At 65.3% G+C, this 19,558-nt stretch carries 25 protein-coding genes, 3 tRNA genes and 1 riboswitch; of the genes, 16 read left to right on the top strand and 12 right to left on the bottom strand.

Annotated elements, in window-relative coordinates; all coding sequences use genetic code 11:
• Positions 1-99 precede the first annotated feature (99 nt).
• Both ACZLHH_RS08035 and crcB read left to right on the top strand, forming a co-directional pair.
• The gene (locus ACZLHH_RS08035; RefSeq protein ID WP_010486043.1) at positions 100-501 is read left to right on the top strand and encodes a transcriptional regulator; all 402 of its coding nucleotides are present in this window, start codon (positions 100-102) and stop codon (positions 499-501) included.
• Positions 502-523: 22 nt separating this feature from the next.
• Positions 524-587, top strand: a riboswitch (Fluoride riboswitch).
• An 82-nt stretch (positions 588-669) separates the two neighbouring features.
• Positions 670-1,062 (top strand): fluoride efflux transporter CrcB, encoded by a 393-nt coding sequence (crcB, locus tag ACZLHH_RS08030; protein WP_032128929.1) that lies wholly within the window; start codon positions 670-672, stop codon positions 1,060-1,062.
• A gap of 3 nt (positions 1,063-1,065) precedes the next feature.
• On the opposite strand, the gene ACZLHH_RS08025 is transcribed toward crcB, so the two are convergent.
• Positions 1,066-1,899: an AraC family transcriptional regulator gene (locus ACZLHH_RS08025; RefSeq protein WP_180844460.1), complete on the bottom strand. Its 834-nt coding sequence runs from the start codon at positions 1,897-1,899 to the stop codon at positions 1,066-1,068.
• A gap of 96 nt (positions 1,900-1,995) precedes the next feature.
• Positions 1,996-2,508 carry a P-loop nucleotide/nucleoside kinase family protein gene (locus tag ACZLHH_RS08020; RefSeq protein WP_180844461.1) on the bottom strand — a complete coding sequence of 171 codons (513 nt, stop codon included), beginning with the start codon at positions 2,506-2,508 and terminating at the stop codon, positions 1,996-1,998.
• A gap of 261 nt (positions 2,509-2,769) precedes the next feature.
• On the opposite strand from ACZLHH_RS08020, the gene ACZLHH_RS08015 reads away from it, so the two are divergent.
• The 3 genes from ACZLHH_RS08015 to ACZLHH_RS08005 all read left to right on the top strand — a co-directional run bounded on the left by ACZLHH_RS08015 (position 2,770) and on the right by ACZLHH_RS08005 (position 5,018).
• Positions 2,770-3,846, top strand: coding sequence for an alpha/beta hydrolase family protein (locus ACZLHH_RS08015; RefSeq protein ID WP_197573002.1), 1,077 nt, complete (start codon positions 2,770-2,772; stop codon positions 3,844-3,846).
• Between the two features lie 88 nt (positions 3,847-3,934).
• Positions 3,935-4,135, top strand: coding sequence for a hypothetical protein (locus tag ACZLHH_RS08010; RefSeq protein WP_032128925.1), 201 nt, complete (start codon positions 3,935-3,937; stop codon positions 4,133-4,135).
• Between the two features lie 118 nt (positions 4,136-4,253).
• On the top strand, positions 4,254-5,018 hold the full coding sequence (locus tag ACZLHH_RS08005; protein WP_180844463.1) for a thioesterase family protein: 765 nt from the start codon (positions 4,254-4,256) through the stop codon (positions 5,016-5,018).
• A 15-nt stretch (positions 5,019-5,033) separates the two neighbouring features.
• Here ACZLHH_RS08005 and ACZLHH_RS08000 read toward each other — a convergent pair whose 3' ends face one another.
• On the bottom strand, positions 5,034-5,303 hold the full coding sequence (locus ACZLHH_RS08000; protein WP_032128923.1) for a hypothetical protein: 270 nt from the start codon (positions 5,301-5,303) through the stop codon (positions 5,034-5,036).
• 123 nt (positions 5,304-5,426) lie between these two features.
• Entirely contained in the window at positions 5,427-6,131 is a 705-nt protein-coding gene (locus ACZLHH_RS07995; RefSeq protein WP_049461946.1) for an ArsR/SmtB family transcription factor, read from the bottom strand.
• A 105-nt stretch (positions 6,132-6,236) separates the two neighbouring features.
• Here ACZLHH_RS07995 and ACZLHH_RS07990 point away from each other — a divergent pair, with 105 nt between their 5' ends.
• A complete protein-coding gene (locus tag ACZLHH_RS07990) occupies positions 6,237-6,878 on the top strand; it encodes a flavin reductase family protein (RefSeq protein ID WP_180844464.1) in 642 nt (213 codons plus the stop codon).
• Between the two features lie 10 nt (positions 6,879-6,888).
• Here the strand turns inward: ACZLHH_RS07990 and ACZLHH_RS07985 are convergent, their stop codons facing one another.
• The gene (locus tag ACZLHH_RS07985) at positions 6,889-7,410 is read right to left on the bottom strand and encodes a GNAT family N-acetyltransferase (RefSeq protein WP_180844465.1); all 522 of its coding nucleotides are present in this window, start codon (positions 7,408-7,410) and stop codon (positions 6,889-6,891) included.
• Positions 7,411-7,517: 107 nt separating this feature from the next.
• Here ACZLHH_RS07985 and ACZLHH_RS07980 point away from each other — a divergent pair, with 107 nt between their 5' ends.
• On the top strand, positions 7,518-7,922 hold the full coding sequence (locus ACZLHH_RS07980; protein ID WP_180844466.1) for an NUDIX hydrolase: 405 nt from the start codon (positions 7,518-7,520) through the stop codon (positions 7,920-7,922).
• Between the two features lie 77 nt (positions 7,923-7,999).
• Here ACZLHH_RS07980 and ACZLHH_RS07975 read toward each other — a convergent pair.
• From ACZLHH_RS07975 to ACZLHH_RS07965, 3 genes are all read right to left on the bottom strand, one after another.
• Positions 8,000-8,073: transfer RNA gene (locus ACZLHH_RS07975), tRNA-Cys, on the bottom strand.
• A gap of 66 nt (positions 8,074-8,139) precedes the next feature.
• Positions 8,140-8,215: transfer RNA gene (locus ACZLHH_RS07970), tRNA-Gly, on the bottom strand.
• Positions 8,216-8,357: 142 nt separating this feature from the next.
• Positions 8,358-8,433 (bottom strand) — tRNA-Gly (locus ACZLHH_RS07965).
• A gap of 130 nt (positions 8,434-8,563) precedes the next feature.
• Here ACZLHH_RS07965 and ACZLHH_RS07960 point away from each other — a divergent pair.
• The 3 genes from ACZLHH_RS07960 (at position 8,564) to ACZLHH_RS07950 (ending at position 9,949) form a co-directional block, all read left to right on the top strand.
• Positions 8,564-8,965 carry a hypothetical protein gene (locus ACZLHH_RS07960; RefSeq protein ID WP_049399945.1) on the top strand — a complete coding sequence of 134 codons (402 nt, stop codon included), beginning with the start codon at positions 8,564-8,566 and terminating at the stop codon, positions 8,963-8,965.
• Positions 8,958-9,401: a hypothetical protein gene (locus ACZLHH_RS07955; protein WP_049423211.1), complete on the top strand. Its 444-nt coding sequence runs from the start codon at positions 8,958-8,960 to the stop codon at positions 9,399-9,401. Before ACZLHH_RS07960 ends, ACZLHH_RS07955 begins: the two co-directional genes overlap by 8 nt.
• A gap of 107 nt (positions 9,402-9,508) precedes the next feature.
• A complete protein-coding gene (locus ACZLHH_RS07950) occupies positions 9,509-9,949 on the top strand; it encodes a hypothetical protein (RefSeq protein ID WP_343205599.1) in 441 nt (146 codons plus the stop codon).
• Between the two features lie 9 nt (positions 9,950-9,958).
• Here the strand turns inward: ACZLHH_RS07950 and ACZLHH_RS07945 are convergent, their stop codons facing one another.
• The 4 genes from ACZLHH_RS07945 to ACZLHH_RS07930 are packed head-to-tail and all read right to left on the bottom strand — an operon-like array spanning position 9,959 to position 14,208.
• Positions 9,959-10,873, bottom strand: coding sequence for an HlyD family secretion protein (locus ACZLHH_RS07945; protein WP_071228369.1), 915 nt, complete (start codon positions 10,871-10,873; stop codon positions 9,959-9,961).
• Positions 10,870-11,598, bottom strand: a complete 729-nt coding sequence (locus tag ACZLHH_RS07940) for an ABC transporter ATP-binding protein (protein WP_032128913.1) — start codon at positions 11,596-11,598, stop codon at positions 10,870-10,872. The genes ACZLHH_RS07945 and ACZLHH_RS07940 overlap by 4 nt, the downstream gene beginning before the upstream one ends.
• Positions 11,599-11,608: 10 nt before the next feature.
• A complete protein-coding gene (locus ACZLHH_RS07935) occupies positions 11,609-12,748 on the bottom strand; it encodes an ABC transporter permease (protein WP_121503782.1) in 1,140 nt (379 codons plus the stop codon).
• Complete coding sequence (locus ACZLHH_RS07930; protein WP_180844467.1) at positions 12,745-14,208, bottom strand: efflux transporter outer membrane subunit; 1,464 nt, start codon at positions 14,206-14,208, stop codon at positions 12,745-12,747. The genes ACZLHH_RS07935 and ACZLHH_RS07930 overlap by 4 nt, the downstream gene beginning before the upstream one ends.
• A 190-nt stretch (positions 14,209-14,398) precedes the next feature.
• Between ACZLHH_RS07930 and ACZLHH_RS07925 the strand changes: the two genes are divergently transcribed.
• The 6 genes from ACZLHH_RS07925 (at position 14,399) to ACZLHH_RS07900 (ending at position 19,556) form a co-directional block, all read left to right on the top strand.
• The gene (locus ACZLHH_RS07925) at positions 14,399-14,746 is read left to right on the top strand and encodes a hypothetical protein (protein WP_071228372.1); all 348 of its coding nucleotides are present in this window, start codon (positions 14,399-14,401) and stop codon (positions 14,744-14,746) included.
• Positions 14,747-15,659: 913 nt separating this feature from the next.
• On the top strand, positions 15,660-16,406 hold the full coding sequence (locus ACZLHH_RS07920) for a hypothetical protein (RefSeq protein ID WP_012112309.1): 747 nt from the start codon (positions 15,660-15,662) through the stop codon (positions 16,404-16,406).
• Between the two features lie 118 nt (positions 16,407-16,524).
• Entirely contained in the window at positions 16,525-16,737 is a 213-nt protein-coding gene (locus ACZLHH_RS07915; protein ID WP_012112310.1) for an AlpA family transcriptional regulator, read from the top strand.
• Positions 16,738-16,779: 42 nt separating this feature from the next.
• Complete coding sequence (locus tag ACZLHH_RS07910; protein WP_012112311.1) at positions 16,780-17,655, top strand: ParA family protein; 876 nt, start codon at positions 16,780-16,782, stop codon at positions 17,653-17,655.
• Entirely contained in the window at positions 17,639-17,899 is a 261-nt protein-coding gene (locus ACZLHH_RS07905; RefSeq protein WP_012112312.1) for a hypothetical protein, read from the top strand. Before ACZLHH_RS07910 ends, ACZLHH_RS07905 begins: the two co-directional genes overlap by 17 nt.
• Complete coding sequence (locus ACZLHH_RS07900; RefSeq protein WP_012112313.1) at positions 17,892-19,556, top strand: ParB family protein; 1,665 nt, start codon at positions 17,892-17,894, stop codon at positions 19,554-19,556. The genes ACZLHH_RS07905 and ACZLHH_RS07900 overlap by 8 nt, the downstream gene beginning before the upstream one ends.
• Positions 19,557-19,558 lie beyond the last annotated feature (2 nt).

Here is a 19,558-nt window from a genome sequence, read left to right as displayed (position 1 = left end):
TGTTAACCAGGCTGATTCTTGCGACAAGGCTTCTTCGCAATCCACGCGTTAAGCTGGCTTGCATAGATGAATACTCTCGGCCAACGACTCGCGGCAGCCATGAAGAAAGCCGGGCACCCCCGCCCGGCCGATCTGGCACGCGCCGCCAAATCAACGACAGCAACCATCAGCAACTGGCTCAACGACCACGTGAGCGCCTCGCACGTGAAAGCCGAACAGCTGTTCCGCATCGCCGATGCGGCCAAGCTGGACGCACGCGAGCTGCTGTACGGGGTCAGCGGGCTCGGCGTCGGTGAGCCTGGCAGTGCCTACATTCCCAGCCAGGCCCATCTGGATGTCTGGCAGGACGCCTACGAGCTGGTCAGTCACCTGGTGGCCGAGAACGGGCTGGAGATCGACCATCGCCGCCATGCAGCGTTGGATCTGCTCGCGTTCGAACTGCTGATGGATGGCTTCAGCCGCAGCAAGGTCGCCCGCGTGCTGACGACCTCGATGACGTGAATGCACCGCCGCTGGTAGCATGGACCGCGATGGGGATGGGGCTCCCCCGATAACCGCCTGAGAAGGCTGATGGCTCCTGCCAGGACGAACCCGGTGTTCGTCGACGGCAGGTCGTGCCTGCCCTCGGCGTTCGCCATTGACCCTGCGAACCCGCATTCGAGGCACGCCATGCAAACACTGAACAATTATTTCCTGGTCTTCGTCGGAGGCGGCATCGGTGCCTGCCTGCGCCATGCCTGCAACCTGATCGGCGCGCGGGTGGCCGTCGGCAGTCCCTGGCCCTGGTCGACCTTCCTGATCAACGTCAGCGGCGCCCTGCTGATGGGCGTGGTGGTCGAGGTCTTCGCGATGCGCAATGGTGCCTCGCCGCAGCTGCGCCTGCTGCTGGCCACCGGCATCCTCGGCGGCTACACCACGTTTTCCACCTATGCGCTGGAGATCGGCCTGCTGCTGCAGCGTGGCCAGCATGGGCTGGCGGCACTGTATGCCGGCGGCTCGGTGGCACTGGGCCTGGCCGGCCTGTTCGGTGGGATGAAGCTGGCCCGGCTGGTGCTCGGCTGACGCTCAGGCCGCACTGGCACGGGCCTGTCCCCGCCATTCCCGCGGCGACTGCCCGGTGTGCGCCTTGAACGCGCGCGACAGCGCCGCTTCGCTGCCATAGCCCACATCATCGGCAATCCGCTTCAGCGGCCGCCCCTGGCGCAGTGCCTGCTGCGCCAACCCCACCCGCCAGCCCTGCAGGTACTGGCCCGGCGTGGTGCCCATCGCCTCGCGGAAGCTGGCGGCGAACACGCTGCGTGACATGCCGGCCACTTCGGCCAGGTCCTCCAGCGTCCACGCCTGCGCCGGCGCTTCATGCATCGCCACCAGCGCCAACCGCAGCCGCGGATGACCCAGCCCGGCGAACAGGCCGCCACGCATCTCGCCGCCTTCCATCAGCTGGCGCAGCACCTGGATCATCACCACCTCGAACAGCCGGTTGACCATCGCCACCCGCCCGCAACGCTGCTCGAACGCTTCTTCGAACAGCAGTTCCAGCGCCGCGTTGCCGCCATACAGATCGGCCAGCGGCAGGCAGATGAAATCAGGCAGCGCGGCGCTGATCGGATTGAGCCGACCGCCCTCGAAATGCAGGTTGGCGCAGGCCATGTCGGCGCCCTGCTGCGGGTCGGTGCTGAAGCGATGCGGCATCGGCCGCGGATACAGCAGCAGGCTCGGCACTTCGACCTGCACGGTCTGCTGCCCGTGGCTGACCTGCACCGGCCCGCGCCGCACCAGGTGCAGCTGACCCGCCTCGTCTTCGCCCTCCAGCGTGTTGATGCCGCACAGCGCACCGGCATGGAATACCGAGGCGGTCACCGCAAAACGTTCAAGCAGTATGGCGAGACGGTCGACCATGACGGGACTCCGGGTCAAGCGAGGCGAGCTCAATGCGACAGATCGTATCGGAATCGCCACCAAGATGGTCGACTGAACGCCGCCCTCTCTGCGCCCTCAAGCCTCCTGTGAATGACGGATCACCACGAAGCCCTCTTCCTGTGCAGGTGCCACGAAGTGACGGGTGATCTGCTCGAAGGCTTCGTCGCTGGGCTGGAACGGGTGCTCACCGCGCGCGTTGCGGGCATGCAGCCGCGCCTTGCAGATGGCGTCGGCAACATCGAGAAAATGCAGCTGGTGGGCAACACCGGCCGACTCGAACAGTTCGCGGCCCCATGCACGGGCGGCCCGCGTATTGAACGGAACGTCGAGCACGACCGAAACGCCGGCCTGCAGGATCGCGCATACATGCTGCGTCAGCGCTCCGCGCAGCGCGGCCGCGCGCTGCAGGTAATCGGCAACGGAGTGGATCTGGTCGGGATACAGCGCGGCCAGCCAAGCGTCCTCGCTGATCAGCACGTGACGTGGCTGCGCCGCCAGCTGCTGCGACAGGGTGGATTTGCCGGCACCGATCTTGCCGCACACCAGGTGCAGGATCGGCGCATTGTCGGTCGATGAAAGATGATGCATCTGCGTTCTCCTTGATGGATTCCAGTACCCGGGAGAGCGCCGCATGCAACCCGCCTTCCCGGGCGGGTTGCATGGCCGTGGCGACCGCGCGCTATCCCGCCTTCCCGTGGGGAATGCGGATAATCGACGCGATGCTGTGCAGGACCATGCCGCCAGCGTAGAGCGCAGCCTGGCCGGCGGGCAATCCCCTGCGGCAGTGCAGCGCGCGCAAGGTTTTGCGGGGATCTATGCTCGGCGCGATTCCCGCATGGAATGACCACGATGCGACCCTTGCTTCGATGCGCCCTCGCCCTCGGCCTTCTGCTGCCTGCGGCATCGCTGCTGGCTGCGCCCCCCACGGCACCACGCATGCTCAGCGGTGAGCTGCAGGGCGCACCCTGGCGCCTGGACGTGCCGGCGGACTGGAACGGCGACCTGGTGATGCTGGCGCACGGCTACGAGCCGGTGGGCGTGCCACGCACTACGCCGATGACCGCCAATGACAGCACCGCAACGCTGCTGTCCGCAGGCTACGCCGTCGCGCAGAGTGCCTACGCCAGCCAGGGCTGGGCAGTGGCCGATGCGATCACCGACATGGAGCGCCTGCGCCAGCACGCGCTGGGCGAACTCAAGCGCGTGGGCCACACCTGGCTGCTCGGATTCTCGATGGGCGGCGCGGTGACACTCGCCAGCCTCGAGCGCTACCCGCAGCACTACACGGGTGGCGTCTCGCTGTGCGGTGCCAATCTCAGTGGCGAACAGATCGCCGCAGATCTGCTGACCACGCTGGTCGCCTTCGATTACTTTTTCCCCAACGCTGCAGGCCTGCCGACCACCGGACTGGCTTCGCATGAAGCGGCCGTGCTGCCGCAGGGAGTGCTCTATCAGGGCATCGCCGACGCGCTGCAACGGAATCCCCAGCATGCCGACGTGCTCGCCAAGCGACTGCAGGTCGCTCCGGATGCACTGGCCGGGACAATCAGCCTGCACACGCTGGTCCTGCATGAACTGGCCACGCGCAGCGGCGGCATGCCGGCCGGCAACCTTGGTGTGGTGTACAGCGGATTCGGTGACGACGCCGCGTTCAATGCCGGCGTGCAGCGCATCGCTCCCGTGCCTGCGGCACAGGCCGATGTCCGCGCGAAGCTGGCACTGAGCGGCGCGTTGAAGCGACCGCTGGTGGTCCAGTTCAACAACAACGATCCCACCATCGTGCCGCACATGCAGGCGGTGTATCCGCAGATGGCCGCACAGGCCGGCGCGCGACCATTGCCGCGCGTGCTGCCGCCGGTGGGCGAAGGGCATTGTGGCTTCTCTGAAGCACAGGTTGTCGACGCCTTGAAGGCAGTCCAGCGTTGAGCTCAACGTGTCGCAGCGCATCAGGGGCGCGCCATAAGGACTGCTATGGTGGCCGGGCCCATTGACGGGCACACAAAGGACTGACGTGATGATCAAGACGACCTTGAAGACCGTGATGTTCCTTGGCATGGCCGTGACCGGGCTGGCCTTCGCCGCGGGCCCCTGTGAATTCTGCAGCCAGCAGTACGAATATTGTCTGCGCGCAACCTCAGGCCCACTGGCCAAGACACCCGCAGAATGCCTGGCCCAGTACAAGATGTGCCGCGAAATGGATTGCCAGTCCTCCTGACCGGCATCCGGCCGGCTCCTGCGGGAGCCGGCTCAGCCGGCCACGCTGCCAAACGCTTACGATGCAGGGACCCGCGCAGCATCTGCCGCCTCCCCTCCCTGCTGACACAACGCATACGATGGCCTTCTTCGAACGACTGAGCGACACCCGCTACCTGCCGACGGAACACACGGGCGGCGCCTGGAACATCCGCGAACAACACATCGCACCTGCGATCGGGCTGCTGGCGCACCACCTGGAACGTGACGCCGCAGCGCGTGGGCACGGTTTTCTGATCGCGCGCCTGTCCTACGACATCCTCGGCACCATTCCGATCGAAGCGATGGAGGCCCACGTACAGGTGCTGCGCGGTGGTCGCACCATCGAACTGGTCGAAGCCACGCTGCGCCATGACGATCGCCCGGCGCTGCGCGTGCGTGCATGGCTGATGCGCCCGAACGATACGCAGGCCATCGCCGGCACGCCGATCACCGGCATTGCTCCGCCGGAATCAATGCCCGCGTGGGACCCAGGTACGGTCTGGCCAGGTGGTTTCATCAAGAGCGTGGAGATCCGCCGACACGATCAGGGGCCCGGCCGTGCCACCTACTGGACGCGCGCGAAGCACGCGCTGCTGGACGGCGAGCCGGTCAGTCCGCTGGCCCGTGCCGCCACCCTGTTCGATCTGTCCAATGGCATGGCCGTGCGCGCCGATCCGAAGGAGGTCGCCTTCCCCAACCTCGATCTGACCGCGCACCTGTTCGGCATGCCCGAAGGCGAGTGGCTGGGCTTCGACACGTCGGTGTCGTTTGGCCACCAGGGTCTCGGCTTGACCAGCACCGTGCTGCACGATGCGCGCGGTCCGATCGGCATGCTCGGCCAGGCACTGACCGTACGCCCTTGACCCCAAAGGGCGGCGTCAGCCGCCCAGCGTACCCATGGTAAACGTGTAGCCGGAGCTCATCAGGAATTCGCGCATGCGCATCTCCGCGCGCCGCGGTGAGGCCAGGTTGGCCGGTGCATACAGCGCGTAGACCACGCCCGCGCCTTCGATGGCTTCACGCCGCACGCCACAGTGGCGGGTCTCCGAAGCAATCACCCATCCATCCTTCAGTCGATCCGGTCCGATCGACTGGCCGTTCATCAGCCGGAACGTCAGCCAACGTACTTCCACAGAAGATTTGCTCATTGCCGGCGTACCGCCAGCGTGCCGCGATCGTTCATGTCCTTGCTCGCCATTGCAGCTCCCTAAGACTTGGAACTCGACCATAGCGCCTTGCCATGTCGTGGGCGAATGAGACTGGAGGGGCCCTTATGTCGCCAGGCCGAACCGCGTCCACAGCGCTTCGCGCCCCGGCTGCGTCAGGCGCAGTTCGCGTCGACCCTCAACCCGCCGAAGCCAATCGTTCTTCACGAAGCTGTCCAGCATCGCCTCGCCGACCAGCCCGGCCAGATGCGGGCGCCGCTCGGTGCAGTCCAGGCATCCTCGGCAGTAGCGCGCAGGCTTGACCGTCACGGGAAGCCGCAGCAGCTCAGCCAGCGGCTGGCCGAGCTCCTGCAGGAACGCTGCGCCCTCCACACTCACCTGCCAATGCGCCTGGTGCGGGACCAGGTGCCCTGCCTGCAACAAGCGGTCGGTGATCGCCACCGCATGCACACCGGCCAGATGCCGGTAGCAGGAACGCGCCTGGCGCAACCCCGGCATGCTGCGTGATGCCTCAGCGGTGCAGGACGGCGTGCGGTCCGCAACGCGCAGGATGCCCTCCAGCATGTCGGCGACTTCGTGCGAGGCCAGCCGGTGATAGCGATGGCGCCCCTGCGCGACAGCGACCAGCAGGTCGCCCTCGACCAGCCTGCGCAGATGCGTGCTCGCCGTCTGCGGTGTCACCCCAGCCACGCGTGCCAGCTCCGTCGCGGTATACGCACGCCCATCCATCAACTGCAGCAGCATGGATGCGCGCGCCTGGTCGCCAACCAGGGCACCGACGCTGACAAGGGAACCGGAGGTGTGGACCATGCCCGCATTGTGGCACGCCGTTGCAGGCCGACAGTTCGATGCAGGCCGAAGCGTCGGCACCCGCTGCCACGGCACAGTGGCCACCCCGATAGTGCAAGGCCTGCCATGAATTCCGCTCCGATTCCCCGCCGCTGCATCACCCCTTCGGTCCTGTACCCGGGCACGCCTGTGCTGCTGATGACCACGCTGAACGACGACGGCAGCAGCAACATCAGTCCGTTGTCTTCGTTCTGGGCCCTGGGCAACCGGGTGGTGCTGGGCCTCGGCGTGCAGGGTCAGGGCTATCGCAACCTGCAGCTGCGCAACGAGTGCGTACTGAACTTCCCATCCTCCGCGCAGGCCGCACAGGTCGAGGCCATCGCGCGCGCGACAGGCTGCGATCCGGTGCCCACTGCCAAACAGGCGATGGGCTACGTGCACGTCCGCGACAAGTTCGCGCTGGGGGGCTTCAGTGCGGTCGCCTCGACGCACGTCGCACCAGAGGCGATTGCCGAGTGCCCGCTGCAGGTGGAAGTCAGCGTGATGGCGATGCACCCGCCCGGCGAGGATGACGGTCAGGGCTTCGTGATCGTCGAAGGACGGATCCGTTGCGTGCATGCGCACGAAGCGATCACCGTGGCTGGCACCCAGCACATCGATGTCGCCCACTGGAAACCGTTGATCTATCTGTTCCGCCACTACCTGAGCGTGGGTGAACCAGTCGGGTGCAACTTCCGCGCGCAGACGCCGGTCCACGATCCGGCGTAGAGCGGGTGATTCAAGGTGCCGGCGATGGTGGGTGGCTGGTCACTGAAATCCAGTACGACACCATGTCCACATAGCGGCCGTCGCGCTTCACCGCGCGCGGCTCGACGCCGGATTCGGTGAAACCCAGCGATTCATACAGCGCGCGCGCGGCGGCGTTGTCCGCCAGCACCGTGAGAGTGAGCGATTCGATGCCTTCCGCGCGCGCAGCCGCGAACGCGGCAAGGAACAGTTGACGGGCGATGCCGTGTCCACGATGGGCTGCGCCAACATGGACACTGTGGATCTCCGCCGTATGCCACCGCGCCAACCGCACCGGACGCACATAGCGCAGGAAACCCACCAGCATGCCGTCCACGAACGTGCCGAAGTAGCGCGTGCCGGGATCGGCAAGCTGGGCGCGCATCACGTCCGCCGAGTCATTCTGCGCCTCGGCCAGCGTGGACAGGAACGCCGCAGGCGACTCGCGAAGGGCCTGCAACCGTGCTTGCCAGAGAATATCGGCGTCGTCAGCGCCGAGTTGCCGGAGAAGCATGCGACACACCTGTGAGGTTGCTGATGCACAGGTGCCCAGCCTAGCGCGGGTTCTCCTGATACGGCGTGCATGCAAGAATGAAGACGGCTCCTTCTTCACTCTCCGCCATGACTGAACTTCAGATTCCCCGCGTTGGATGCGGCGCCGTCGTCCGTGATGCCGACGGCCGCATCCTGCTGATCCAGCGCGGACGCGATCCGGAGCGCGGGCACTGGGGCCTACCCGGCGGCAAAGTCGACTGGATGGAAACGGTGGAGGCTGCCGTGGTCCGCGAAACTCGCGAGGAGACGGCATTGGAAGTGACGCTGCAGCGCCTGCTGTGCCTGGCCGATCATTTCGAGCCGACACTTGCGCAGCACTGGGTCGCGCCGATCTTCGAGGCTCGGGCACCTGCCGGTGCCGAGGCCTCCATCCAGGAGCCGGGTGTGCAGACAGGGCTGGGCTGGTTCGCGCTGGATGCGCTGCCCCAGCCACTGACCCAGGCCACGGTGCAGGCGCTGGCCAGGCTGTAGCGGATATCGATCCGGACGCAGGTTAGCTGGCATCCAGGCAAACAAAAAAGCCCTGACCGGAGTCAGGGCTTTTCAATTGGAGGCCTCAAGCGGAATCGAACCGCTGTAAACGGATTTGCAATCCGGTGCATAGCCACTCTGCCATGAGGCCAACGTACTGCGCGCCAGGAACGGAGCCCTGACAAGACAAAACCCCATGATGGGGCCTGTCGGAACATGGAGCGGGAAACGAGACTCGAACTCGCGACCTCAACCTTGGCAAGGTTGCGCTCTACCAACTGAGCTATTCCCGCGTAAGCCGCCATGGTACCGGAAATCCGGAACACACACCAGCGATTTCACTTTTCTGACTGCGCGTAAAGCCTTGTGGCCCAACGTGCCCCGCCTTGCCGTGGCGGGAGAAAAACAAGGCCCCTACCGGGGCCCTGTAGAATCTGGAGCGGGAAACGAGACTCGAACTCGCGACCTCAACCTTGGCAAGGTTGCGCTCTACCAACTGAGCTATTCCCGCAGATTCCGTTCGACCTGCGTCGAAGGAGCGCTATTGTGTCCAAATTCCTTCACGCCGTCAACAGTCTTCACACGATGCGGTCATGGGCGTCCGCACTGGGGTACGCTGCCCCGCCCAGCCCCGTGCGCCCATGTTCCTTCGCGGCAAGCCCCTGTTGATCGCCCTGCTGCTGCATCTGCTGGTGGCCCTGCTGTACTGGGCACTGATTCCGCTGGGAATGAACTGGTATCGCGACCATTTCGGCTTCACCTCGCATCGCGACATCAGCCTGGGCATCGCGCAGTTCTACCTGTTCTGGATGTTCCTTGGCGCCCAGCCAATGATCGCGGTGCTGCGGCCGCTGTTCGCCAAACTGTTGGTGCTGGCGGTTCCGCTGACGTTCGCGACCTGGACGCTGATGCACAACCACCCGCTGCGCCTGCTGTACTTCACTGTCGGACCTGGCCTGCTGGCGCTGGCCGCGATCGCCACATCGGTGTGCTATGCATCACGCAGCCGCCTGCCCGCTACCATGGACACCGCCGATGCCTAGACGTTACATCCGCCTGTTCTGGTTGCTGGTCGCGCTGACCTGGCTGGCGCTGATCGCCGCACTGGTCAATGCCGGCTTCACCCCGGACTACTGGTTGCTGCACCGCCTGGAAGGCGCCGAGCTGCCCTACCCGACCAGCACTGTCATCGTGTTCGCGTTGCTGGGCACGGTAGAACTGGTCGTGGCCGCCTTGATCGTGCGGCCATGGAAACTGAAGCGACTGTGGCTGCGCCTGTTGATTGCCTTCGTTCTGCTGCTGGCGTGGTCGGTACCGTGGATGCTGTCGGCCATGCATCAGCCACCGGTGCACGGCATGCACCTGCTGTGGTTGCTGCTGCTGGACGTGGGACTGCTGCTGGCGCTGTGCGTGGTGTCGCTGGTCAGCGTCCTGGGACGCATTTCCGGCAGGAAGAAGACCCCGACTGCGGTTCCTTAAGGCGCTGGATCCGAGGGCTTCACCGCTTCATTTTCGGATCTCTTGCATGGATTGCGGCAGGCCGATGCAGGAAGGTTGAGGATCCGCCAGCGACGAACGCCTGCATCGTGCCCCTGCCCATCGCATTCCGTGCTCCCCCTTCCTTCTGGCTGCTGGCATCACTCATCTGGCTACTGCTGGTTGCCGCGCTCATCCATGCCGGCTTCAAGCCAGACTACTGGCAACTGCGTCACACCGAGTCCGGGACACTGCCCTATCCCATCGGCTCGGTGATCACGTTCGCGCTGATCGTCCTCGTGGAAATGACAGCGCTGGGCCTGGCTGTGCAGCCATGGCGGTTCCGCCGCCTGTGGCTGCGGATCCTGATCAGCCTCATTCCATGGCTGGGGTGGAACGTCCTATGGGGCTTGGCTGCCATGCATCAATCCCCCGTGAGCGACGTCCATTCGAACTGGCTGCTCGGCATGAGCGCCATCCTGCTGCCGGCACTGCTCGTGGTTGTGCCGGCCTCGCTCTGGCCTCGCCTGCGACGCTGGCTCGGGAACTGAGGCCAGCGCCTACTTCCGGAACTCCACCCGCACATGCTGGCCGAAGCGCGCCTTGGCCTCGCCGTCGAACTCCAGCACACACTCCACCACCTTGGCCACGCCACGCCCCGCGTCTTCGGGCAAGCGTGCCTGCGCGAACACCGGACTGATGCGCACCACGCGCGCGGGTGGCAGTGAGCCGGTGTTTTCAGCGCCATCGCTGTCCGGCACGACGGTGGCCTTCATGCCCACTTGCACGGCATCGGCATAGGCGGCGCTCAGTTCTGCACGCACCTGCAGCGGGCGTGCCGGCAGCAGCGAGATCGCCGGCTTGCCAGCCTGCACGAAGGCGCCGAGGCCCGGCACCTGGCCGACCACGGTGCCGGCTTCCGGCGCGCTCAGCGACATCTGCTGCAGTTTCAGTTTCGCGTGCTCCAACTTGTGCTGGGCCATGTCGACCTGCGCACCGGCCACGTCGACATCGGCGCGCACACCGGCCAGTTGCTGCTTGGCTGCATCGGCCTGCTGGTTGGACGACACGCCTTCGCTGGCGCCGGTGGACAGGCGAGTCGCATTGCGCTCCAGTTCGCGCAGCTGCGCCTGGCTGCCCTTCAGGCGGTCGTTGGCCAGGGCCAGATCGGCGGTGGCCATCGCCACTTCCTGCTGCAGCAGGGCGCCATCCAGCGACAGCAGCAGCTGTCCCTTCTTCACCGTGGCACCCTCCTTCACCGGCGCGGCGGTGATCGAGCCATCCACTGGCGGCGCCAGCGCGATCAGGCCACCCTCGACGTCGATGATGCCGCGCGCCACCGCGACCTTTCCGGCGGTGGCAGTGCCGGCTTTACCTGCAGGTGCTTGGGCAGGCGCGTCCTTGGAACAGGCGCCGAGCAGCGCCGCCGCGGACAGTACCAGGCTGAAGGGAAGCAGGTGCAACGTCTTGGTCATGGGGCGGACTCTACAGTTTCGTTCTGGCGGCGGTCATCACGGACCATGCCGTCTTCCATGGCGATCACCCGATCGGCATGCCGGATCAGGCGCGGATCGTGGCTCACGCACAACACGGTGGCGCCGTGCGCACGTGCGTAGCGATGCAGGATGTCGATCACGCGCTGGCCGTTCTCGGCGTCCAGCGCGCTGGTGGGTTCGTCGGCGAAGATCAGCGTCGGCGACTTGGCGAAGGCGCGCGCAACGGCCACGCGCTGCTTCTCACCACCGGACAGCTGCGCCGGTCGCATGTGGCTGCGGTGGCTGAGGCCCACCTCGTCCAATGCCTTGCGGGCCAGCGGTTCGCTTTCGCGATTGCTCATGCCGCGATAGCCCAGCGGCAGCTGCACCTGTTCCAGTGCGGTCAGTGCGGGGAACAGATTGAAGCCCTGGAACACGAAGCCGACATGGTGCAGGCGGAAGCGCTCCACTTCACTGCGCGTCATGTGGCCCACATCCTGCCCGAGTGCGTGCACGCGGCCGCCATCGGGCGCAGACAACCCAGACAGCAACGACAGCAGGGTGCTCTTGCCGCAGCCGGACGGGCCCGACACCAGCGTCAGCTCGCCGGGATAGATGTCCAGCGACAGGCCGCGCAGCACCGGCACCTGCACATCGCCGGACATGAAACCCTTTTCCAGTGCGTCGGCCTGCAGGGTCGGGGCGACGGCGCGTATGGAAGTCATCGGCCGGTCCTCAACGCAGCAGCAACGATGGATCGGAGCGGACGACACTGCGTACCGCCATGATGCTCGACAGCATGGCCATCACCGCGACCAGCGCCACGCAACCGATGATCACCATCGGCGTCAGCTGCACCGGCACGCGCTGGGTCTGTGCGATCAACAACACCACGGTGCTGAACGCCGCCGCCAGCAACATGCCCACGCCGCCGATCAGCAGCGCCTGCTCGAACACCACCCGCGCCAGCGCATAGCGACCGGCACCGAGTGCATTGAGCGTGGCGTATTCGCGAACCGAGCCGGCCACCACCGAAGCAAACGACTGGTTGGTGATCACCGCGCCGACGAAGCAGACGATGACGGCCATGAACAACACTGCGATGCCGGCACCGGTATCGAACAGCCAGTATTGCTGCGAGCGGCTGGCGAACTCCGGTGCCGTCCAGAACTCGACCGGCGTGGCCTGCCCCATCGACGCGGCCAGGCGGTCGCGCACACGGTCGGCCAGGTCCGGCGAACGCAGGCCCGCCACGAAATAGGTGCTGCCCTCATGCGGGTCGGTACCGGCGATGGCGCGCGCGGTATCCAGCGAGGCCAGCACGTTGACGCCACCGAGGCCACGCAGGCCCGGTTGTGCCGCGACCACGCGCACTGCCTTGCCATTGATCCACGCACGGTTGTTCTGCAGATCCACGCCCAGCGTATCCAGATCGGCGCTATCGACGATCACCGCACCGGGTTCGCGCAGCTGCGCGCGCAGGTCGGCGGGCAGGATGCGCGCGAACATCATCGCGTCGCCTTGGGTGGAGATGCCGGACAGATACACAGACACGTTACCGGTACCCTGCGCGCTGGAGCGCCATTCGCCATCGACCCACTCGTAGGGTTCGACGCGGGTGACATCCGGATCCATGCGCAGGTGGCTTTCCACATCCGCACTGATTGCATGGCCGTAGTTCACACTCTGGGTGCCGGGGAAACCGGCCCAGATATCAGCCGACGATGCCTTCACGTAGATCGCGGCGGTACCGAAGATACCCAGCACCAGCGCCGCCTGCACGATCAGCAGCACGCCAGCGAAGCACATCGCCAGCACTACCGGCAGAAACCGGCGCCACTCATAGGCCAGGGTCTTGCGGGCCAGCGCGATCATTGCTGTTCGCCCTCACCCTCAGCCGGCAGCGGTGCACCGCCAAGCGCGCGGTACAGCGAAGCAAACGCGAGCACGCGTGCGCCCTGCGCACCGATCAGATCAGCCTGCGAGGCGAGCGCGGCACGCTGCGTATCCAGTCCATCGAACTCGCTGGACAGGCCCAGCTGCACCTGCCGCGCTTGGCGCTTGACCTGCTGGCCGGCGGCATCATTGGCCGCACGCAGCGACTGGATGCTGCTGTCCTGGCGCGCCAGGCTGCCCAGCGCGCCCTCCACTTCGCTCACGCCTTCCAGTACCGCCTTGCGGTAACCGAGCAGTGCAGCATCCAGCTGCTTTTCATCGGCATTGAAGCGCGCACGACGCTGGCCCCAATCCCACAGCGGGATATCGACGTACGGGCCGATCGACGGACTGGAATCGGAGTTGGAGCGGGCGTTCTGGGTGAGGTTGTAGGCGTACAGGATCGAGCCACCAAGACTGACCCGCGGATACATCGCGGCACGTGCGGAGCCCTTGCTCGCCGCAGCCTGCATCACTTCAGATTCGGCCAGCAGAATCTGCGGGCGGTGGCGCAGCAGATCGGCCGGTACCTGCTGCAGGGAGAACGTGCCCAGCTCCGGCGGCGAGCGATAGGCGCGCCAAGCCGGATCCGGGCCATCACGGCCCAGCAACAATGCCAGCGCACGGGCGGCGTTGTCGGCGTTTTCCCGGGCTTGTGCGATGGCGGCGTGGGTGGCGGCCTGGCGTGCACGCAGGCGATCAAGTTCGCCGGGCTCATCCAGGCGCAGGCGCTGGCGGACCAGGGCCAGGTGCTCGCCGCGGTCATCCACCGATTGCTGGCGGGCCAGCAGGTCCTGCTGGGCCTGTGCAACGGTCAGGTCCAGATAGCTGCGCACCACGTCGGCAATCACCGCCACCTGCGCGGCATTGCGCAGCGCCTCGGCATTGCCGGCCGAAGCCTGCGCGCTCAGCTGCGCGCTCTCGGCGGCACCGAACAGGCCCAGGTCCCAGATCGCTTCGATGCCGGCATGGAAGTAGGTATCGACGGCGGCGGCGTCCTGCACCTGCTTGGCGCTGGCCGAGATTTCCGGCAGGAAACGCGAGTCGGAAGTGCCGGCGACGATCCGAACGGCCTGCAGGCGCAGCGTAGCCTGCTGCAGGTCCAGATTGCCGGCGATGGCCTGGTCGACCAGGCCATCCAGTGCCGGGTCGGACAGCACTTTCCACCACTGTCTGGCATCCACTGCCACGCCCTGGCCCTGCGGCACCTGGGTCCAGGTGCTGGGCGTGCGGTCAGGCAGGTCCGGAACAGGCACCGACATGCAACCGGCCAGGGCCAGGCTTGCCAACAACGCACCAGGGCGCAGCACTGCATGCAGGGAGAGTCCGTGCCCGGCCTTGGGCACCGCCACTGAAGTGATACGCCTGACCACCAGCCCGCCAACGTGTAGAAGGAGCATGAAGGCTACCGTGCGATTGTGGAGCGAACATGGAGAAATCGTCCGAAAAAGGTCACAGCACGCGTGCGGTTCAGGCAACGCCGACCCAGTCTTTCACTACGCTTTCAATGCGTTCCCGGCACGGAACACTGGACGACTTTCACAGCGTATTGCACATTGCGGCATTGTCTTGCTTCGATGCTGCCCGACCGTGAAACGTCCCCGCTGCTGGCTGCTGATTGGCTCGATCACGACAGCGACTGTCGGTGTGATCGTGCTCGTCCTGACCACCCCACTGGTCTCGAACGCCACGCTGCTACTGATGGAGCGCAGCAACTTCATTCCCGCCGAATCCTCGATCTTCACGTTCGAGCCGTATGCCATCAACCAGGGCTCGTCGAACTACTGGTTGTACGGGAAGGACCGGACCTACTACTACCACTTCACCTACGAAGATGACGCTCCCTACGTCTACATCCCGCAGGACAACCGCTGCCCCGGTTTCCACCGGCAGGATGCCCGGACCTGGTGCAGCGCCCTGCCCGGCAAGGCACGCTAGCGCGGCGGTGGTGCAACCGGTGTGACAAACGAAAAACGCCCCCTTGCGGGAGCGTTCTTCTTGAATCTGGAGCGGGAAACGAGACAGGCACTAGGGCGCTAAATCCTTGTTTCCCAATCACATTCTTCGCCGCCGTGAGCAGCGAAGGCCTGAATTATAGCCTTGTTCTTCGCCCTCGGCAACAAAACTCATCCAACAACTTCCATCAGCGTCCAAGGACTGCCATTTCATCCCCTGACAACCGACGCAGAATACACGGCTACCAGAGGCCCGCCCCTGCAACGCCGCTCGACACTCAGGTCTCCTTGCGTCAGGAATGGCATCAGCATCGAACGTTGAGACCGCGCTTGGTTTGATGCCGTGCGCACCACAGCCCAAGGCTGTTCGTGATGAAGGCCAAGCGGCGAGCAAGGAAAGATGGGGCGCATGTTCACATCACCTGGTCAGCTGGCGACCGTGTGGGAGCGGCGCGCAACAGCCTCAAACTGGCCACAGCCCAGGATCGCTGGATGCTATGTCGATATATCAGGATGCCAGAACAAGCATCACACGCGCGGTTTTCTCTGCGTCCCTCTGGACGTTGAGCAACGACTGCGCCCCAGCGCGACTTGTGAAACCGTAGGGATATCAGACCATAGCGAATCGGTCTTGATACGCCTGACGCACCCCATGACGCTGGCACCGTGAGCGCCATTGTCGAGCGTGCTTCTTCCTTGTTACTCGACGGGCCGGCAACTGGTCGATTCTTGCACATTGAGCAAGAGAGGGCCACCTGTGGCGGATGCCATGATCTCGTCCGCCCACGTTCCGGGGCATTCGTCCCTGGCATCCGCCACAGGCATAACGACACAACAGCCCTTGGCAGGGCGAGAAAGGAGCCGGTGATGTAGCGCTTCCGAAAGGAGACGAAAACATGCACAAGGAGCCACCATTATCAAAGGTGTTCTATCGTCCCATCGAAGCTGCCATACGGTGGGCTGGGTTGTTGCGGTACAAGGCGTCGATCCTCGCCTCGATCGCATCACCGCGGTGCCTGCCGCAGACATTGGACTGCCCGCGATGGAACGAGTGTCGGCTGTACTCGGAACGCATCTACGACGGCATCCTCAACTCGGAACTGCCCTTTGGCAAGAACGGGATCACGCTCAATGACCCAGAGTTGGTGAGTTCACCCGATCTGACCATCCGCCACGTCGATCTGAAACGCTGGATGCGCACTCACTATCCTGAGCATCGACCCGGATTCCTGTTCAGCCGCAGCGAGCGCATGGCGCATCCCTCCATCACCCTGGAAACAGGACAGGCAATCCTGCTGGAACGGCAGGCTCTGCAGGCCGCGCTGGACCATAGCCGGCGTGAGATGCGCAAACTTCAAGCGCAACACGAAGCCTTGCTCAAGCAGTCCGCGGTGCTGTTGGCATCCAAGCAGTGCGCGATCAGTGATCGAGCGGAGACCACGTACCTGAACATCATCGGTGGCATGCTGACGCTGATGCTGGGTCAATCCCCATCGGGTGTGCCGTACTCCAGCTTCAAGACGCAGGAGGCAATCGTCACCGCATTGCTCGCCCACTATGGCGGCACCATGGGCATCACGGAGCGAACCTTGAACGGCAAGTTCGCCAACGCCAGGAAGAATGTGCGTAGCGCAGCCGCGTGAATTCTTCCATCTTGTATGTGCAGTCTCGGAGATTGCATTTGCAATGTCTTTTTGCAGCCATGTCTATTGAATAGAGGTCACGCCAACAAACGCCACTGAGCGTTCAGGAGTGACCGCCATGTCGCAAGTACCTGTACTGCCACCGCACGAGCGCCGCATCCTGCGGCTCGATGAAGTTGAAGCGAAGTCCGGCTTCAAACGCGCCCACATCTACAACCTGATGAAGAAGCGCCAGTTTCCACAGGCGTTGCGCCTTGGCGTGCGCGCGGTGGGCTGGGATTCGGTCGAGATCGATCAGTGGATCGCCGAACGCCTTAACAACCGCACCTGACTCGCTCCCCCTCGGACTTCCCATCGCCAAACGGAGAGCGCCATGCAGGTCGTATCCATCATTTCAACGAAAGGTGGCGTCGGCAAGACGACCACGGCCGCCAACCTCGGCGGGCTCGCCGCGGACGCGGGGCTGCGCGTGCTGCTGCTCGATCTCGACGTGCAGCCCACCTTGTCCTCCTACTACGATCTGGCTCACCGCGCGCCCGGCGGCATCTATGAGCTGCTGGCGTTCAACGAGCGCGGTCTCGACCAGCTCGTGTCCCGCACCATCATCGCGGGCCTGGACCTGGTGCTCTCGAACGACCACCGGGGTGAACTGAACACCTTGCTGCTGCACGCGCCAGACGGGCGCCTGCGGTTGCGCCACCTGCTGCCGGCGCTGGCGCCGCTCTATGACCTGGTGCTAATCGACACCCAAGGCGCGCGCTCGGTGCTGTTGGAGATGGCGGTGCTCGCCTCCGGCCTGGCGCTGTCACCCGTGACCCCGGAAATCCTTGCGGCCCGCGAACTGCGGCGCGGCACCATGCAGTTGCTGGAGGACATCGCGCCGTATCGGCACCTTGGCATCGAACCGCCACCGCTGCACCTACTCATCAATCGTGTCCACCCCGTGTCCGCCAACGCACGCATGATCCAGCAGGCGCTGCACGACCTATTTCAGGATCACACGGGCATCCGCGTGCTGGGCACCGACGTGCCGGCCATCGAAGCCTATCCGCGCGCTGCAACCCGCGGCATGCCGGTGCATCGCGTCGAGTATCGACAGCCACCAGGCAGAGTTGCGCCCGCTGCGCTCGACACCATGCGCACGCTCGCCGGCGAACTGTTCCCGCAGTGGCAAGACAGATTCGCCCGCGTGTCCGGCCGTCCTCCACGTTCTATTGAAACCGGGAGGTCCCGTGGCGAGCGCACATGAACTGTCCCGTGGCCACAAGCGACTGCGCGCCCTGATCGAGTTTGCGGTGAGCGAAGGCTGGCACGTCAAACGTACTCGGGGTGGACACCTCAAATTCACCAAGACCGGCTGCGCCGCCATCTACACCAGCTCGACAGCGAGCGATTACCGGGCAGACCTCAATGCCCGTGCGCAGATCCGCCGAGCCGAGCGCGAGGCCCGCATGGCCCGGCCCGCCAACGCCGAGGGATGCGGCCATGGCTGAGATGACCTCCCAGGACATGGCCGGCAAGCTGCTTGCCGCCGGGTTCGAGCGCAGTGGGCCATCGGCCACGGCTTTGAGTGACCCCATCGCCGACACGCCGATGGTCGTGACGCTGGACCAGTTGCGGCCCTACGACCACGATCCCCGCAAAAAGCGCAACTCGGCCTACGATGAAATCAAGGCCTCCATCCGCGAGCGCGGCCTGGATGCGGCGCCAGCCATCACACGCCGTCCTGGCGAGGCGCACTACATCATCCGCAACGGCGGCAACACCAGGCTGGCGATCCTGCGCGAACTCTGGACAGAAACGAAGGACGAGCGCTTCTTCCGCATATCGTGCCTGTTCCGGCCGTGGCCTGCGCGCGGGGAGATCGTCGCGCTGACCGGGCACCTCGCCGAGAACGAACTGCGTGGCGGCTTGACGTTCATCGAGCGCGCCCTCGGCGTCGAGAAGGCGCGCGAGTTCTATGAAGCGGAAAGCAGCACGACCTTGAGCCAGTCCGAGCTGGCCCGTCGCTTGGGCGCCGACGGCTTCCCCGTGCAGCAGTCACACATCAGCCGCATGGCCGATGCGGTGCGCTACCTGCTGCCTGCGATCCCGACCGTGCTGTATGGTGGCCTCGGTCGCCACCAGGTCGAGCGGCTGTCGGTCATGCGCAAGGCCAGTGAGCGCACGTGGGAGCACTATGCCAAGGGCCGCTCCCTGCCGCTCGACTTCGACAGTTTCTTCCAAGAAGTGCTGTCGCAGTTCGATACCCAGGCCGACGAGTTCTCGCCGCAGCGTGTGCAGGACGAGTTGATCGGTCAGATGTCCGAGCTGCTGGGCATCGACTACGACGTGCTTGCCCTGGACCTGACCGAATCCGAGAGCCGCCACCGCGCCCTGGTCAGCGACCCAACCCCGCCATCGGCGCCGCCGGCATTGCCTGAGCCTGGGGCCATCGCACGGCCGCCGATTGAACCGGCACCGTCCCCCGCCACAGCAGCACATTCTGCAGGCCACTCTGCCGCCGCGCCGACAAGGCCCCAGGACGATGCGGCCCCGCGTGAGGCATCCGCAGCCACCCCTGCGGCAGCGGCTGGCGATCTACTTGACGAGCACATCGTCTCTCCGGCACCCACGACGCAGCGGCTCCAGTCCATCCAGCGCATGGTCGCCGACCAGTTGGGCGATGCGCTTCCGCCCGACTTCTCGGCCAACGTGCTGCAGTCGATTCCCGTGCAGGCCGGTGGCCTCTATCCCATCTCGGACATCTGGCATATCGACCCAGGTCTCGACGCACCCGGCCGCCTGCGCGTCCACATCGCGCAGTTCGCGCGCGAGATCGCGGGCGAGGTCGACCTGGACGCGTGTGTCGAGGATCGTTCAGATGGCATCGGGTTCGCGTGTCGTGCCCCGACCCAGGTTTCGTCGCCGCTCGCACGTGCCGTGCTCGCGCTGCTGGTTTCCCTGGCCGGTCAGCAGTCGGCCGACGTGGGCTTGGACGGCGGGCACTTCGTCACCGACCTGCCAGCGCTGTTGCACGGCCAAGGCCAACGTCATGCCGACGGGGCCCGGCGATTGAGCGACACCGCGCTGGTCAAGCTGTTTCGTCTGCTGCGGCTGGCCCGGCGCCTGCTGGATCTGGAAGCCGGCGCTCTCGGTCCTGGGACCTGAGC

Source organism: Stenotrophomonas sp. 28608_Sma (assembly GCF_056486185.1).
This window is presented reverse-complemented; position numbering and strand designations above follow the sequence as displayed.

What these genes read in the sequence shown, in the direction of transcription:
- ACZLHH_RS08035 (WP_010486043.1), top strand. Translation starts at nt 100, where the DNA reads ATGAAGAAAGCCGGGCACCCCCGCCCGGCCGATCTGGCACGCGCCGCC.
- crcB (WP_032128929.1), top strand. Translation starts at nt 670, where the DNA reads ATGCAAACACTGAACAATTATTTCCTGGTCTTCGTCGGAGGCGGCATC.
- ACZLHH_RS08025 (WP_180844460.1), bottom strand. Translation starts at nt 1,899, where the DNA reads ATGGTCGACCGTCTCGCCATACTGCTTGAACGTTTTGCGGTGACCGCC.
- ACZLHH_RS08020 (WP_180844461.1), bottom strand. Translation starts at nt 2,508, where the DNA reads ATGCATCATCTTTCATCGACCGACAATGCGCCGATCCTGCACCTGGTG.
- ACZLHH_RS08015 (WP_197573002.1), top strand. Translation starts at nt 2,770, where the DNA reads ATGCGACCCTTGCTTCGATGCGCCCTCGCCCTCGGCCTTCTGCTGCCT.
- ACZLHH_RS08010 (WP_032128925.1), top strand. Translation starts at nt 3,935, where the DNA reads ATGATCAAGACGACCTTGAAGACCGTGATGTTCCTTGGCATGGCCGTG.
- ACZLHH_RS08005 (WP_180844463.1), top strand. Translation starts at nt 4,254, where the DNA reads ATGGCCTTCTTCGAACGACTGAGCGACACCCGCTACCTGCCGACGGAA.
- ACZLHH_RS08000 (WP_032128923.1), bottom strand. Translation starts at nt 5,303, where the DNA reads ATGAGCAAATCTTCTGTGGAAGTACGTTGGCTGACGTTCCGGCTGATG.
- ACZLHH_RS07995 (WP_049461946.1), bottom strand. Translation starts at nt 6,131, where the DNA reads ATGGTCCACACCTCCGGTTCCCTTGTCAGCGTCGGTGCCCTGGTTGGC.
- ACZLHH_RS07990 (WP_180844464.1), top strand. Translation starts at nt 6,237, where the DNA reads ATGAATTCCGCTCCGATTCCCCGCCGCTGCATCACCCCTTCGGTCCTG.
- ACZLHH_RS07985 (WP_180844465.1), bottom strand. Translation starts at nt 7,410, where the DNA reads ATGCTTCTCCGGCAACTCGGCGCTGACGACGCCGATATTCTCTGGCAA.
- ACZLHH_RS07980 (WP_180844466.1), top strand. Translation starts at nt 7,518, where the DNA reads ATGACTGAACTTCAGATTCCCCGCGTTGGATGCGGCGCCGTCGTCCGT.
- ACZLHH_RS07960 (WP_049399945.1), top strand. Translation starts at nt 8,564, where the DNA reads ATGTTCCTTCGCGGCAAGCCCCTGTTGATCGCCCTGCTGCTGCATCTG.
- ACZLHH_RS07955 (WP_049423211.1), top strand. Translation starts at nt 8,958, where the DNA reads ATGCCTAGACGTTACATCCGCCTGTTCTGGTTGCTGGTCGCGCTGACC.
- ACZLHH_RS07945 (WP_071228369.1), bottom strand. Translation starts at nt 10,873, where the DNA reads ATGACCAAGACGTTGCACCTGCTTCCCTTCAGCCTGGTACTGTCCGCG.
- ACZLHH_RS07940 (WP_032128913.1), bottom strand. Translation starts at nt 11,598, where the DNA reads ATGACTTCCATACGCGCCGTCGCCCCGACCCTGCAGGCCGACGCACTG.
- ACZLHH_RS07935 (WP_121503782.1), bottom strand. Translation starts at nt 12,748, where the DNA reads ATGATCGCGCTGGCCCGCAAGACCCTGGCCTATGAGTGGCGCCGGTTT.
- ACZLHH_RS07930 (WP_180844467.1), bottom strand. Translation starts at nt 14,208, where the DNA reads ATGCTCCTTCTACACGTTGGCGGGCTGGTGGTCAGGCGTATCACTTCA.
- ACZLHH_RS07920 (WP_012112309.1), top strand. Translation starts at nt 15,660, where the DNA reads ATGCACAAGGAGCCACCATTATCAAAGGTGTTCTATCGTCCCATCGAA.
- ACZLHH_RS07915 (WP_012112310.1), top strand. Translation starts at nt 16,525, where the DNA reads ATGTCGCAAGTACCTGTACTGCCACCGCACGAGCGCCGCATCCTGCGG.
- ACZLHH_RS07910 (WP_012112311.1), top strand. Translation starts at nt 16,780, where the DNA reads ATGCAGGTCGTATCCATCATTTCAACGAAAGGTGGCGTCGGCAAGACG.
- ACZLHH_RS07900 (WP_012112313.1), top strand. Translation starts at nt 17,892, where the DNA reads ATGGCTGAGATGACCTCCCAGGACATGGCCGGCAAGCTGCTTGCCGCC.